The organism is Glutamicibacter protophormiae (assembly GCF_014647495.1).
GTDB classification, from domain to species: domain Bacteria; phylum Actinomycetota; class Actinomycetes; order Actinomycetales; family Micrococcaceae; genus Glutamicibacter; species Glutamicibacter protophormiae.
On record NZ_BMPH01000002.1, the window covers coordinates 350660 to 365474 of the forward strand.

Genomic DNA, 14815 nt, shown 5'->3' on the forward strand with positions numbered 1-14815 from the left:
CAAGCCTAATGGAAATGCGTAGATTAGGAGAAAGAAATCGTGATAACCCCTATTATCAGTCATTCACTTATTGTTTGACACTTGATCGAAGGATGCTGGTTCCACGACGACGGAACAGCATCCGACCCCTTCGAGGCAGGCAATCGCTCACCGTCCAGCTCATCAAGTTCTCGCCCCAGGAGGCCACCGTGGAAACACAGATACAGGGACCTATCGTCCCGCCGGAAATGCTGAGGAAGCGTCGCAAGAAGTCTTGGATCGCCCCTGCTGCCGGAGGCCTCGTGGCCGGCACCGTCCTGGGATTGGTGATCGGGGTATCGGTCGCTGGCGGTGGTCTGGGTGGTTCGGCACTGACACAGAAAGCCATCGACCAAGCGGTGGAAACCTGTGCGATGGAGGCCGAGGGCTACACCGTCATGGAGGACGGCACAGCCGTGGAGCTGGATACCAAGGGGACGGACCTTTACGACGACGGGACCCGGGACTATGCGGCCTATGCCTGCATGCTCGACGAGCTGGGTGTCCCGGAAATCACCCAGCAGAAAATCGAACGCACCAGGGCGCTGGACGGGACCCAAATCGACAGCTGGGACGATCTGCAGGCCAGCTGGTCCTATCACCCGGATACCGGAATCAACGTACTGATCGAAGGAGCGAAGGAAAAATGAGCACGCTCAAGCCACTGCAACCCGTGCCGGCCGACCAGCCGGAAACTCCAAAGGCCAAGAAGAAGCGCTGGGGGCTCATCCTGGGTTCGGCCTCGGCGATTGCGGCTCTGGGAGGTGGAGTGTTCTGGGGGATGAACATCCCTGATCCCAAGGAATCGGAAGAGTACATCGCTCTCTCGGACACCACCACGGCAGTGTTTGCCGAGCGCGACAAGCTCAGCTCCGAGTTGAATGAGCTGAAATCCGGGCTTGCCGAACGCGAGGGGGAACTGGAGCAGCAGGGCAAGGATCTGGACGCACGCTCCACGAAGTTGGACGAACGCGACGAGAAGCTTGCCGGCGCGGAAGCCGCCGTGGCGGCCCGCGAGAAGGCTGTCGGCAAGATCGAGGTTGAGCAGGAAGAAAACTCGGTCAGCGACGGCATCTGGACAGTTGGAACGGATATCAAGGCGGGTACTTATCGCGCCAAGGAAGCCGTAGGCAGCAATTGCTACTGGGCTGTCTTGAAATCTGGGACCAATGGTGACGACATCGTCAACAACGGAATCCCTGGTGGTGGCAGGCCAACTGTCACCGTGCGCAAAGGCCAGGACTTCGAATCCGTACGCTGCGGCACCTGGGTCAAGCAGTAGCGCTCTGCGCACAACAATCTTTCCCGATCATCACATAGCTAAGGAATCATCATGAGCTACACCACCATGCAGCCCGCGCCGATGGCGCAGTACCCCGTCCCGCAGGCCCCGCAGAAGTCCTTCCTGGCAACCTGGCTGTTGTCGCTCCTGCTGGGCGTGCTGGGTGTTGACCGCTTCTACCTGGGCAAGGTGGGCACCGGCCTGCTGAAGCTGTTTACGCTTGGCGGGTTCGGCATCTGGGCGCTGATCGACCTGATCATCATCCTCAGCGGCGGCATGACGGACAAGTACCGCCGTCCGCTGGAAGGCTACGCCAAGCACAAGTTGCTGGCATGGATCATCAGCATTGTTGTTGTGGTCATCGGCGGCATCAGCGGCGTCAACAACGCCAGTTCGGCAGTCACCGACCAGGGCTTCGATTCCCCGTCGGTGCAGCAGCCTGCTGCCGTTGAACCTCCGGCCATCGACGAGCCGCAGGCCGAAGAGCAGGAAGAACCCGCAGCCAAGGAAGAGAAGGCTGAAGCCTCCTGGCAGGAAGTCATCACCCTTGATGGCAAGAGCGACAAGTCCAGCAAGGTCTTCGAGCTCACCGGGGCCGAAGCCCGCATGACCTACAGCTTCAAGGGCGGAGAAGACATGTCGCTGGGTGCCATCTATCTGCTGACCGAAGGCACCGACCTGATGAAGGACGGCGGCATCCCGGAGGTCATGATCGACGGTCCGGTGAAGGAAGAGACCGCGCTGCACAAGTCGGCCGGCGCCTACTTCCTGGACGTGAACGCAGCGAACTTCGACGGGTGGAGCATCACCATCGAGGAAAAGCGCTAACCACAGGTTTCGTGGTGCACCGTTTGGGGCGGTGAACCACGGGAATGCGCCCGAGCGGGCTCTCTACATGGGGAAGAGAGCCCGCTCGGGTTTTTAAGCGCTAGTCCGACGACGATATTGGGCTACACGTTTGCTGCTTGACAGCATAGTAGTTGCACACCTCGCCGAAGAATCTGCGACCAGATTATTGACTCAGCGTTTCCATCCGGGCTGTCGCTGCTTGCAGACCTTAAAGCGTTCTTCTTGGAGGAGTGCGCGCATTGGCAATCGAGTCAGCACCCAGAGACAACAAAAAAGAGATTGCAAACGAAAGAATGATCTGGATCACGTTTCGGTTGGTAGTGAAGGCATATTCGTCGTGTCATCAGTAACCACCCGAACTTTCCCTCGAAAGGTTTGCAGATGACTCTCCATGCCGATTTGGTACTGCGTAACGGTACTATCCATACGATTGCTGGAAATGAACCACTGGTCTCAGCCATTGCAATTTCAGATGGAAAGCTCATTGCCGTAGGCGAAGCCGCTGAAGCACTGGTTGAAACTGCGAACGAAGTTATTGACCTCGACGGTGCAGCCGTAATGCCCGGCCTGATGGATGTGCACAACCACCACATGATGGCTGGTCAAATGGATCTCTTCGAATTGAACGCCAACCCGACAATGGGACTAGGAGAGCTTCTCAAGGAAATCGAAAAGTGGTCACACACACTTGGGCCTGACACATGGGTTCTTGGCGGAAGCTGGGGATCGGGGCTGCTCAACGAGTTGAATACTCCTGAAGCTCTTGCCCGATTCGATGCGGCAACCGGCGGACGCCCCGCCCTCATCAAGGACGACTCGAAGCATAATCGCTGGGCCAACTCCCGTGCGATGGAGCTTGCCGGTATTGACGCACAAACACCAAATCCCGAGGGCGGTGAGATCATGCGGGATAAGGATGGTGTGCCTACCGGTGTCCTTATCGAAGCCGGCGGCATGCATTTGGAGAAAGTGCGTGAAGAACTAAACCCCACCCCTACGAAGGATTTGGCGCGAGCAGCCGAACGGGGAATCCAGATTCTGCACTCATACGGGATTACTGGCTTCCAGGATGCTGCTGCTTCCCTGCAGCTGATGCGTGCCCTCAAGCAGCTCGACGAAGATGAAAAGCTCAAAGCATGGGTCGTATCGAGCATGCAGGCCAATGACTTTATTTTCGGTACGCATCCGCTAGGTGAAGGGATCATCGCTGAAAGGGAGCTAACCAGGAGCGCGCATCACTTCCCGGACTTCATCAAGATCTTCCTTGACGGCGTTCCACCAGCGGGAACGGGTGCGTTCATCGAACCGTATCTTGCCGGCGCGGGATTCCCCGATTGCCATTGCGGCACGACCACCATGGCACCTGACGAACTCGAATTCTGGCTCATGAGCACCGCAAAACGCGGCATTTCGGCCAAGATCCATTGCACGGGAGACGCTTCAGTCCGGCTAGTTCTGGATACCGTGCAAAAGATCCGCGAAGAAGGGCTAAATGAGCCTAAGTACCACATCGCGCACGGACAATTTATTCATCCTGACGATATCGCTCGCTTCGCCGAACTTGACGTCACTGCGGATATTTCCCCTTCATTGTGGTTCCCAGGAGTCATTCCAGAGGCAATGACCAAGGTGCTTCCTGCAGACAAAGCCAGCCAAATGCATCCCAACAAGACGCTTCTAAGCAAGGGTGCTCGAATCGCGGGAGGGTCCGACTGGCCTGTTAGCGTCTCACCGAACGCTTGGGAAGGGATCTACGGTCTTATCACTCGTCAGGATCCAACTGGAGAATTCCCTGGAACGCTCTGGGCCGAGGAAGCCATCACCCTTGACGAAGCCCTGAGGATCTATACCATCAATTGCGCTACGGCCATGGGGCTTGAAAACGTCACCGGGTCACTTGAAGTCGGAAAGTCAGCAGACTTCGTGATTCTTTCGAATGATCCGTATTCCGTTAACATTTCTGAGCTCCCTACGATTACGGCGGTTCAAACCTGGTTTGCAGGTGCCAAGGTGTTCGAACGATCCGACGAATTGCTGCAGGCGACAAGGTAGCACGCTACCAGCGTTCGTTTTCGCCCGGTAGCGCCGAATTAGTTGCCTACCAGGCATCATCATCCAATCGTCTACACGCTGCTCGTGCGTGTCACTCCTTGAAAGAAATCCAATGACAACAGCTCTCGGTTCTGTGCGCCCAAAAACCGGAAACGAACGCGGAACATACATATATATTGGGGTCTACAGCGCCGTTCTATACATGGTTTTGCTCATCGCTCCGGTCATCACCTCGAAGCTAGTAGAACAGTTCGGGCTCAGCGCAACACAAGTTGGCGGCCTGCTTTCCCTTGAACTTGGGGCTTTCAGCCTCGCGACGGTTCCCGCGTATCTGTGGTTGCGCAGAGTCAATCTAGTGACTGCTACTCAGGTTTTCACGATAATTGCAGTTCTCGGAAATATCATCTCAGGCTTGGTCGACAGCTATGTCCTTTTGGTCATCTGCAGAGTGATAACCTCCCTCGCTGCTGGCTCAATTACCGTGATTATCCTCGGTTTGAGCGGAAAAGCCGCTAACCCCGGACGAGCGTACGGTCTGTTTGTTGCCGCACAACTTGTCATGGGCGCCGTGATTCTTGCACTATTCCCAAGCATTTTTGCCACGCTCAATGTTTCAGCCATTTATTGGACGATGGCCGGACTAGCCGCCCTGTGCATTCCTGCTGCCAAACAGATTAACCCAGATGCGTTGCGTGCCTCCTCGGAGACGAAAGCTGTCGCCTCGACGGCACAAACCCGACAATTTCCGCTATTTCTTGCTGTTCTTGGGTTGGCCGCAGTGTTCTTCTTCTACGTAGGGCTGAGTAGCGTTTGGTCGTTCATGGGTCAGATTGCGGCTAATGCAAATTTGGATCTCGGCACCACCAGTTTGATCCTGTCGTTGGCAACGTTGCCAGGGATCGCATCATCCGTATTGGCAACGTGGCTCGGAGACAGTCCTTGGAGACGGGCGTTCCTCATTGGCGGTTATTTGGCAATGACTGCGTCAATTGCGCTCCTTTTCGGACTGACCGGAGCACTGCAGTTCGCCTTGGCAGCTGTCGTTTTCAAGTTCGCGTGGACATTCATCCTTCCGTACTTGCTCACTTCAATCTCGGATCTAGATTCCAACGGTCAGCTCATGAACTCTACGAACTTGATGATTGGCAGCGGCTTCGCGTTAGGACCGGCGCTTGGCGGGGTACTCATTGAATCGAGCGGAGGATTTGACGCGTTGCTGTGGACTGCCTGCGCGGGCGTCGTGATCTCCATGATTTTTGCTGTCAGCATTCAACGTCGGAAGGTCTGAGGCTTCGTAAAGAGCTACCCCGTCAGTTCCGGAGGATAACGGTGCGAGGTTTAACCAAAGTGGTCAGTACCAACGCAAACAGCGTTGATTCTGACCACTTTGGCTATCCGGGGGAGTTCATTCGACCGGGTCTGCGAGCCGTATTGCATTCTGTCCGTGTCATATCGTGCACTCAACCCTCAACCCGGGAGGCCGGACTAGGTTTTAGTTGGCGGAGTTCACAGTGACCGCAGTGCTCACCGGCACCGGGTTGGCGAACAGGTCCAGAACCGGGCAGTGGGCGTCGACTGCCTGGCGCAGTTCGTCGTAGCGCTCAGCGGTTTCCGGGCCGGTGATCTGCACATCGAGATCCACCGAGGTGAAGCCGGGGCGGATCGACTTGTCGATGCCGAACAGGCCGCGCACGTCCAGGTTTCCGTTGGCCACGATCTTCACGTCGTCGACCTGGATGTTCAGTTGCTCTGCATAGAGGCGGTAGACAACCACTTGGCAGGAGATCAATGCGGCCAGCGCGTACTCGACTGGGCTCGCGGCCAGGTCGTCGCCGCCCAGGGCCGCAGGCTCGTCCACGGTGAAGGTGTGCTTTCCGGAGATGATGTTGCTGGCTACCGAACCGAAACCCTCGCCCTGGACGGTGAAAGTCAGCTTGGCGCTGTCCGGGGCGGTGGAGATGCGTTCGCCCCAGCCGGTGCCGGCCTGCTGCAAGCGGGCGGAGCGGTCTTCGGCAATGGAAATGGTGGAAGCTGCGGTAGACATGAGGAATTGATCCCCTTTCTGGCGCAAGGGGCGCCATCGCTTACGAACTTGTCTTTCAGGTCCGTCGAATCATCACCTGGAGCACCCCGCACAATGACGCGAATAGGGTTGCCGTCCAACCAGCCAGGGCTTGTGTGATTGGAACTCGTGATTCAGTAGTTACTTTTCTACCGGGTTTCTCCGGTGTTGGTAAATAGCAGTCTTCATGTTTCGTCACAGGGCAAACTGTCTGTCGCACCGATAGAATTGGGACTGAATTCCGCGCAGGCTTAGCGCGGCCGCCCACCCGAGAAGTTGCGTGTATGGATTACCAGCTAACACCCGTTGCCGCTCAGACACTAGTGACCGAGGAAGAATACGCCGCAGGTTGGGCTATCGCCAACGAGGGACAGGTGTCCATCCACGACCGGAAGCAGACCCCGGGAATGTCCGCCGTATTCGGCTGGGTGAATAATGCGTTCGTCGTGGTCCAGTTGTCGATCCAGGGTACGAATATCAGCTTCAGCAGTCGCTGCGATGCCCACGAAGGGGAATACTCCTGCGAGCATGTTGCCGCTCTGCTCGTCGAGGCAACCCAGATCGACGGTGGGGGCTTCAGAGTTACGGATGCAGTGAGGCCACAAGATACCTGGAAGATGCCGCAGGTCGCGCAGTGGGAACGAACCCTGAAGCGGCTGCTCCCGCACGTTCCTGAGAGCAGTGAGTTCGAAGACGAGCTTGAAGAAGAGCCCTTGGGCCTCATCCTGAAGGTCGTTGCGGCCACCCGTTTTGGCAGGCCAAGCGTGCATCTCAATGCACGGCCCGCACGCAGGGGAGCGCGCAGCCCATGGGTGCAGACCGGGGTGTCATGGCGCAAACTGCCTTTCGACGACCGCTTCGCCAAGGAACAGCGCCGCGCGGCCAACGAACTGGTCATGCTCAATGAGCGCGCACAACACGACCTGTACGGACATGTTTGGGATGCCACCGACTGGATCACCCTGAATAACCTTCCCGGCAAGGATCTGCGTGAAGCCTTCGAACGGATCAGGGAATCCGGGATCCACCTTGTTAACGGGAATGCCAGCAACCGCGCCGACGTGGCTCTAACCGATCTGGCCGGGTCCGCTTTCCTGGACCTGCGGCGCAGCGAGAGCGGCTTGACAGTTGAGGGCGTCATCCGTGGGCCGAACGGCGAAACCGAGCATGTCCTGGCGTTGGGAAACCCTCCAACGCTGGTGGCCTACGCCGATAAACCCCTGGACAAAACCAAGGATCTTTCCATTGCCCCGCTGGACGAAGCCGTCGGCCAAGAGCTTAAGGATCTCATCAGCTCCGGTGCCATGGTGGTTCCGGCTGAAGACATTCAAGACTTCGAAGCCCGATTCCTGAATTCTCTCCGGCAGGTAGCGCCGGTGCGCAGCCAGGATGACAGTTACGAGGTGCCACAACCTGCGCGACCGGTCCTCCAGGTTCAGTTGGAACAAACCGAATCCGGTCTGGCTCTGCGTTTCACGTGGAACTATCCACCCAAGTCACCGCGCCAAAAATTGGTTGAACGGGAAATCATTAACTCGGTTCAGGACAAGCTCGGAGGCGACGAGCCGCTGGGCAAGGCCACCAAAAATGGCGTGTTCCCTGCACAGGAGCTCACCAAGGACCAGGCTATCGAGTTCGTGATGTACCTTCTCCCGCTGCTGGAAGAACATCCGGACATCCAGATTCGCGGCAACGAAAGCCTGCCGAACTACACCCTGAATTCTGAACCTGCCACGGTAAGCATCGAAGCGGGGGAAAGTGCCGGGGACTGGTTCGACCTGTCGGTTGAGGTGTCCATCAACGGACTGAAGGTGCCTTTCGCTGAGTTGCTTTCTGCGCTGACCATGGGCGACGAATACCTGGTCCTCGAAGACACGACGGTGATTCCCATCGATGGACAGGAATTCCACCAACTGCGTCAGCTCGTGCAAGAAGCCGGTGAACTGGGCACCGTCTCCGGCAACAGCATCCGAATCCACCGGTTGAGCATCGACTGGTGGCAGGAACTGGTGGACCTGGGCATTATCGAAGCCCAGGAAAACCGATGGCTCCAGACCATGTCGGAACTGACTAACGGGGACCAGCTTGAGAAGATCAACCTCCCCGAATCGTTCACGGCTCAGCTGCGTCCCTACCAGGAACAGGGTGCCGCCTGGCTGAACTTCCTGCGTACGCATTCGTTGGGTGGGGTCTTGGCGGATGACATGGGCCTGGGCAAAACCGTGCAGCTGCTGGCCGGACTGGAACAGGCTCGCACTGAGGATCCCGAGCAGAAGTTCCTGGTGATCGCTCCGACCTCGGTCGTCGGAAACTGGGTCAACGAAGCCACGCGGTTCACCCCGCAGATGCGGGTGCAGTCCATTACCTCGACTGCAAAGAAGACGGGGCTGAGCATCTTGGAGCAGATCGGCGATGCCCAGCTGGTCGTTACCAGCTACGCCATCTTCCGGCTGTCATTCGAAGAATTCGAGGAAGCCGGGTTCTCGGTGCTGATTCTCGACGAGGCACAGCAGCTGAAGAACCACACCTCCAAGGGATATAAGCAGGCGCGCCAGCTCTCGGTTCCATGCAAGCTGGTGGTGACCGGTACCCCGATGGAAAACAACCTGATGGAGTTGTGGGCACTGGTCTCGCTGGCTGCACCAGGTCTGCTCGGTGGCCAGAAGGCGTTCAAGGACAACTACCAGAAGCAGATTTCGGACGGCGACTCCGAGCGCCTTCAACGGCTGAAGAAGCGGCTCCGTCCGTTCGTCCTGCGCCGTACCAAGGAACAAGTGGTCCCCGAACTCCCGGCCAAGACCGAGCAGGTCCTGGAAGTCGAATTGGAGCCTGGGCACCGCAAGGCCTATGACCGCCGCTTCCAGCGAGTGCGCCAGGAAATCCTGGGACTGGTGGATGACGTGGATTCCAACCGTTTCAAGATCCTGCAGTCGTTGACCCTGCTCCGGCAGTTGGCGCTGGATCCTTCGCTGGTGGACGAGGGCAATGCACCCAGCGCCAAGCTGGAAATGCTGCGCGAGCTCATGGCGGACGCGGTCGCAGAAGGGCACAAGATCTTGGTCTTCAGCCAGTTCACCAGCTTCCTGGGCAAGGCGAGGGACATTGCGGCGGAACTCGGAATCGAGCATGGCTATCTGGATGGCGCCACCAGCGCTCCAAAGCGCAAGGAAATGATCGATGGGTTCACCGACGGGCAGTTCCCGGTCTTCTTCATTTCGTTGAAGTCCGGCGGCTTCGGCATCAACTTGACCACCGCCGACTACTGCATCTTGCTTGATCCGTGGTGGAATCCGGCGGCCGAAGCGCAGGCTATCGACCGTGCGCACCGCATCGGCCAGACCAGGCCGGTGTATGTATACCGGCTGGTTGCCAAGGACACCATTGAATCCAAGGTGTTGGCCCTGCAAGCCAAGAAGACCCAACTGTTCAACGACGTGCTGGGCGAGCAGACGGATACGGCGCAGTCATCGGTGCTGAGCGCGGATGACTTCCTGGCGTTGATGCAATAGCACGGCTTCCTGCCGCAAAAGTGAGAAGCGGATTTCTGAACAAAAAATTTGATCAGAAATCCGCCTCCTGCATATTCAAGGTATGAAAGACCTACACGATGTCGTCGAAGGTCGAGTTGAGCCGGTGCATGAGATGGCCGAAGGCCTCCAGGTCGTCGTGGTCCCAGTCGCTGAGGTGGTTGCGCAATTGCTGGCGCAGCATGTCTCCGCTGGAACGCCATTTCTCGCGGGCCTCGTCGGTGGCGGAGACCAGCTGGGCCCGACCGTCCTGCGGATCTGGAGTGCGGGAGACCAGCCCGATGGACTGCAGATGCTGAACCAACCGTGACACGGTCGCCTTGTCGAGTCGAAGTTTTTCGGCGAGCACACCCTGCTGCTGGGCGTCTTCGCGGATTACGACTGCAAGAAGTCGATATCCCTGATCCTGCAGTTCAGGATGGATGATTTTGGCACGGCGAACCAGCATCTGGCGCGCACGAAACAACAAGGCGGTGAATTCGTCTTCCACCTTTTGCATCAACTGTTCTTCTTGCATGCTTTCTATTCTAAGATTTTTGACGGTGCCATGGCGTGATTGGGCGCAATTTGGTCAAAGGAATTAATTGTGCATCAATCATGAATTGCATTTGGCGGATCTGGATCATTCACCTTTTGCCGGTTTCCGCTCAGAACCATTGATTACGGGGACCTTGGCTGTGCGGGAAAACCATGCGGGATCGCGGCGGCATGTTTCGAAGACTCGTCCTGCTAGGTGGGCATAGCCTATGAAAGACGACAGGGAGTGCGAAGAAAAATGTTCCACACGCGACTGGTTATCGACGGCGGACAAACCGAAACAAAGCTGCGGATTATCCGCCAGGGAGAAGTCTCGGAATTGCGCTTGCCCGGTGTCCAGACGCATCTGCCGGTTCTGCCCCAGCTGGCGGCCGCCATCGGGCACGCGGCAAATATCAGCGCGGCCGGGTTCGATGTCGTTTCCATCGGCACCACCGGCCTGACCAAGGCCGAACAGGACGCCGGGGAGCTCATGGCGATGCTGGAACCAGGAGTGGCATCGGGTCTCAATCTGGCTCATGACTCGGTGTCAAGTTACCTCGGGGCATTGGGTGACCGGCCAGGGGCAGTGGTTGCCGCGGGTACCGGCGTAGTCACCCTCGCCGTAGGAGCCCGCACCACAGCCCGCGTGGACGGCTGGGGCAACATCATGGGGGATTCCGGCAGCGCCTACTGGATGGGGCAGCAGGCGCTGTCCGCGGTGATGCGCGCCCACGACGGCCGCGGACCGCAGACGGCCCTGGGCATCGCCGTCAGGGACCGCTGGCCGGATCTCGAAGAAGCCTACATCCAGCTCCAGGCCGACCCGAACCGGATTGCGGTGGTGGCCTCCTTCGGCAAGGAGGTTTCCCTGCGCGCAGGGGGCGATCCCGTCGCAGCCAGGATCTGCGAGCTCGCGGGCAGGGAACTGGCCCATTCGGCGGCCACCGCATTGCGCCGAACCGGACAGGAGGCCTCGCACCCCGCCGTGGCCTGTCTTGGCGGTGTGTTTGCCGGCGCGCAGGTCCGCGCGGCTTTCATCGCCGAGCTTGCGTTGCAGGTCCCCGGCGCGCGGCTGGCCGAACCTGCCGGCGAGGGGCTGGACGGCATCGCCATGATGGCCGGACTGCCGGAAAACCACCCGCTGAGGGCCATGATTTCTTCCATCTGAGCCACTCAGCCGGTTCGGGGGTGACCCTACTAATATGTGCATCGCCTCATGGAGTGACAAGATAGGTTCAGAACTATTTGCGCACCAAAGGAGTCACCGTGAGTTACCGTGTCGGTCCAGCAGACCAGTTGCCAGAAGGCGAAGCATTGCTGGTAGAGGCAAAAGACAGTGGAGCCGTCGAGGACATCGCGGTGTTCCACGCCGAAGACGGTAACTTCTATGCGCTGCAGGACGAATGCACCCACGAGGTGGCATCGTTGTCCGAAGGCTGGATCGACGGCTGCGAAGTCGAGTGCCCGCTGCACTCCTCCAGCTTCGATCTGCGCACCGGCAAGGTGCTGTGCATGCCAGCCACCAAGGACGCCCGCACCTACAAGGTCAGCGTGGTGGACGGCAACCTGGAACTCGACATCTAGATGTCCTCCGTCCACATCATCGGGGCAGGGGTCGCCGGCTACACCCTGGCCCGCGAGCTGGTCAGCCGGAACTACGCCGGGAGCATCAGCATCAGCGACGCCCAGGGCCTGCCCTACGACCGCCCGCCGCTGAGCAAGTCCCTGCAGGTCGAACCCTTCGCACCGGTCTCCTGGTACCGCGAGCACCGCATCAACCTGGTCCAGGAGGAGATCACCCAGCTGCCGCTGCCGACCGCCGACGACGACTGGGTGGTCCTTGCCACCGGCACCATCCCGCGCACCCTGGATATCCCCGGCGCCGAATTCGCGCGCAGCCTGCACACCGCGGCCGACGCCCGGCACCTGGCCCGCGCCCTGGAAGACGGCATGTTCGGCCAGCGCGTGCTGATCATCGGGGCCGGCCTGGTCGGCGCCGAATTCGCCTCCACAGCCCGGATGCTCGGCGCCCAGGTCACCCTGGTCTCCAGTTCCAACGCCCCGCTGGCCCACGTGCTGGGAGAAGACCTGGCCGAGCAGCTGCATGCGGAGCACCGCACCCACGGCATCACCACGATCACCGGCGCGGTCACCGAACTGGGCCCCGGCTACGCGATCGTCTCCGGGACGCGCCATGAAGCGGACCTCATCGTCGCGGCCATCGGCGTCGAGCCGGACACCGCGCTCGCCGAACGCTCGGGCCTGGACGTGGAGAACGGAATCCTGGTCGACGCCGGCCAGCGGTCGACAAGCCACCGCCAGGTGCTGGCCGCGGGCGACGCCGCCCGCGAAGCCGGGCAGGCCCGTGCGGTGCACTGGGAAGCCGCCATGGAAGACGCGGCCATCGCCGCCTCCACCATCCTCGGCACCCCGGCGCCTGCGCGTTCGATCCCGTGGTTCTGGTCCGACCGCCACGACACCCACGTGGAAACCGTGGGCGATTTCTCCAAGGTCGCCAGCGTCGTGAAGCGGCACAACCGCCGCGGCAAGATCCAGACGGTGTTCGGGCTGGACGAGTCCGGCGCGCTGGTTGCGGCCTCCATGATCGACGGGGGACTGATGTCCAAGGCGGTGCGGAAGCTGATGGCCCGCGGTATCACCCCCGGCATTGAACAGCTAGAGGACCCGCAGATCGGTCCCCGCGAGTTAGGACGACCCGCCCCATGAGCGCTGGAGCACCCGGGAGCATTCCAGCAGCACTGCAGGTTCCCACCCGGCGCGTAGGCGCCGGGTGGATCACCGCCCTGGTAATCGTGCACATCGGCATCAACGTCGGCTTCTTCGCACCCATCCAGGTGCTGCTGGGCCTGCATGCCCAGCAATTGGACGCCAGCCAGAAGAACGCGATCCTCTCGCTGGTCACCGGCGTGGGCGCGGCCGTCTCCCTGGTGGCCAACCCGCTGTTCGGCGCCTTGAGCGACCGCAGCACCTCGCGGTTCGGCCGACGCATCCCGTGGGTCTTCTTCGGCACCATCGCCGGAGCGCTGGCGCTGCTGCTGATGTCCACCGCGCAGACCGTGAGTCTGCTGGTGCTCGGCTGGGCGCTGATGCAGGCGGCGGGCAATGCCGCGCTGGCCGCGATCTTCGCCGCCATCCCGGACAAGGTTCCGGTGGAGCAGCGCGGCATGGTGGGCGGCCTGGTGGCCCTGGGCCAGACCTGCGGATCCCTGATCGGCGCGGTCATTGGCATGTATGCCGCCCAGGACCTCGTCTTCGGGTACGCCATCGTCGCGGTGGCCGTGGCGCTGTGCTCCATCCCGTACGTCATGATGCGCCAGGACGTTCCGCTGCCCAAGGGAGCGTTGCCGGCGCTGAAGGCCGGTGAATTCCTCAAGAGCTTCTGGATCAACCCGGTTAAGCACAAGGACTTCGGATGGGCCTGGCTGACCCGCTTCATGCTGTACCTGGGCTGCCAGCTGTGCCTGGTGTACCTCTTGTTCTTCCTGCAGGACGAACTGGGGCATCCGGATCCCGCCCAAGGCGTGCTGGTGCTGACGGCGATCTATGCATTCTGCGTGATCTTCTCTTCGGTGATCTCCGGAAAGCTTTCCGACCGCGACGGAAAGCGCAAGAAATTCGTGATCACCTCCTCGGTCATCGTGGCAGCGGCGGCCGGAGTGCTCGCCATTGCTTCGAGCTTCACCACAGCGATTATCGCCGCGGTGCTGCTGGGCATAGGGTTCGGCGCGTATCTGGCGGTGGACTTCGCCCTGCTGACCCAGGTGCTGCCCAACGCCGATTCGCGGGGCAAGGACCTGGGCATGATCAACATCGCCAATTCGCTGCCGCAGGTGGTAGCGCCGCTGGTGGCCTGGCTGTCGGTGACCTGGTTCGGCGGCTACCCGACGCTGTTCCTCATTTCTGCCGTGATCAGCCTGGTCGGAGCCGCGCTGGTCCGCCGGATCAAGAGCGTTCCGTAACCATGTCCGAAACCATCGCGTGGCTCATGGACGGCGCACCGTATGCCATCACCTTCGTGTTCTTCTTCTGCCTGGCGTTCGCCCGCGGCAACGCCACGTATTGGATGGGGCGAGGTATCGCCAAGGGCGTGGAACATACGAGGTTTGAACGCCACCTTCATGGCCCGGTCTACCTGCGCGCGCAGCGATTCATCGCCCGCTGGGGCATGCTGGCGGTTCCGCTGAGCTTCCTGACGGTGGGCATCCAGTCAGCGGTCAATGCCTCGGCCGGCGTCAGCCGCATGCCGGTGCGCCGCTACCTGCCGGCCGTCGCGGTGGGAGCCATCGCCTGGGCGCTGCTCTACACCACCATCGGCATGGCGGTGTTCTACGCATGGCTGGCGCTGGACTGGCCATGGCTCGTCGGCGGGGCGCTGGTGATCGCGATGGCGGCAGCAGTGATCATCCGGATGCGCAAACGCCGCACCGCGCACGACTCCCCTCAGGACATCCCGCCGCACTAGTCCCGGCACTTGTCCTCCGCAAG

The 14815-nt window shown here is 60.1% G+C and carries 13 protein-coding genes and 1 riboswitch; of the genes, 11 read left to right on the forward strand and 2 right to left on the reverse strand.

The window, feature by feature from the left end; genetic code table 11:
* Positions 1 to 188 precede the first annotated feature (188 nt).
* The 5 genes from IEY43_RS04015 to IEY43_RS04035 all read left to right on the forward strand — a co-directional run bounded on the left by IEY43_RS04015 (position 189) and on the right by IEY43_RS04035 (position 5489).
* Positions 189 to 668 (forward strand): hypothetical protein, encoded by a 480-nt coding sequence (locus IEY43_RS04015; protein ID WP_188947314.1) that lies wholly within the window; start codon positions 189 to 191, stop codon positions 666 to 668.
* On the forward strand, positions 665 to 1300 hold the full coding sequence (locus IEY43_RS04020; RefSeq protein WP_188947315.1) for an Rv1352/Rv1906c domain-containing protein: 636 nt from the start codon (positions 665 to 667) through the stop codon (positions 1298 to 1300). The genes IEY43_RS04015 and IEY43_RS04020 overlap by 4 nt, the downstream gene beginning before the upstream one ends.
* Positions 1301 to 1351: 51 nt before the next feature.
* Complete coding sequence (locus tag IEY43_RS04025; protein WP_188947316.1) at positions 1352 to 2128, forward strand: TM2 domain-containing protein; 777 nt, start codon at positions 1352 to 1354, stop codon at positions 2126 to 2128.
* A gap of 402 nt (positions 2129 to 2530) precedes the next feature.
* Positions 2531 to 4201 (forward strand): amidohydrolase, encoded by a 1671-nt coding sequence (locus IEY43_RS04030; protein WP_188947317.1) that lies wholly within the window; start codon positions 2531 to 2533, stop codon positions 4199 to 4201.
* Positions 4202 to 4313: 112 nt separating this feature from the next.
* The gene (locus tag IEY43_RS04035) at positions 4314 to 5489 is read left to right on the forward strand and encodes an MFS transporter (RefSeq protein WP_188947318.1); all 1176 of its coding nucleotides are present in this window, start codon (positions 4314 to 4316) and stop codon (positions 5487 to 5489) included.
* A 204-nt stretch (positions 5490 to 5693) separates the two neighbouring features.
* Here the strand turns inward: IEY43_RS04035 and IEY43_RS04040 are convergent, their stop codons facing one another.
* Positions 5694 to 6245, reverse strand: a complete 552-nt coding sequence (locus IEY43_RS04040; protein ID WP_188947319.1) for an OsmC family protein — start codon at positions 6243 to 6245, stop codon at positions 5694 to 5696.
* A gap of 31 nt (positions 6246 to 6276) precedes the next feature.
* Positions 6277 to 6398, reverse strand: a riboswitch (SAM riboswitch).
* A 149-nt stretch (positions 6399 to 6547) separates the two neighbouring features.
* On the opposite strand from IEY43_RS04040, the gene IEY43_RS04045 reads away from it, so the two are divergent.
* Positions 6548 to 9772 (forward strand): DEAD/DEAH box helicase, encoded by a 3225-nt coding sequence (locus tag IEY43_RS04045; protein WP_188947320.1) that lies wholly within the window; start codon positions 6548 to 6550, stop codon positions 9770 to 9772.
* Between the two features lie 91 nt (positions 9773 to 9863).
* Here IEY43_RS04045 and IEY43_RS04050 read toward each other — a convergent pair whose 3' ends face one another.
* A complete protein-coding gene (locus IEY43_RS04050) occupies positions 9864 to 10307 on the reverse strand; it encodes a MarR family winged helix-turn-helix transcriptional regulator (protein WP_188947321.1) in 444 nt (147 codons plus the stop codon).
* Between the two features lie 258 nt (positions 10308 to 10565).
* Here IEY43_RS04050 and IEY43_RS04055 point away from each other — a divergent pair, with 258 nt between their 5' ends.
* From IEY43_RS04055 to IEY43_RS04075, 5 genes are all read left to right on the forward strand, one after another.
* Positions 10566 to 11477, forward strand: a complete 912-nt coding sequence (locus tag IEY43_RS04055) for an N-acetylglucosamine kinase (protein WP_188947322.1) — start codon at positions 10566 to 10568, stop codon at positions 11475 to 11477.
* A 98-nt stretch (positions 11478 to 11575) separates the two neighbouring features.
* Positions 11576 to 11893, forward strand: a complete 318-nt coding sequence (locus IEY43_RS04060) for a bifunctional 3-phenylpropionate/cinnamic acid dioxygenase ferredoxin subunit (RefSeq protein WP_188947323.1) — start codon at positions 11576 to 11578, stop codon at positions 11891 to 11893.
* Complete coding sequence (locus tag IEY43_RS04065) at positions 11894 to 13036, forward strand: NAD(P)/FAD-dependent oxidoreductase (RefSeq protein WP_188947324.1); 1143 nt, start codon at positions 11894 to 11896, stop codon at positions 13034 to 13036.
* Complete coding sequence (locus IEY43_RS04070; RefSeq protein WP_188947325.1) at positions 13033 to 14289, forward strand: MFS transporter; 1257 nt, start codon at positions 13033 to 13035, stop codon at positions 14287 to 14289. The genes IEY43_RS04065 and IEY43_RS04070 overlap by 4 nt, the downstream gene beginning before the upstream one ends.
* 2 nt (positions 14290 to 14291) lie before the next feature.
* Entirely contained in the window at positions 14292 to 14792 is a 501-nt protein-coding gene (locus IEY43_RS04075) for a DedA family protein (RefSeq protein ID WP_188947326.1), read from the forward strand.
* Positions 14793 to 14815: the final 23 nt, after the last annotated feature.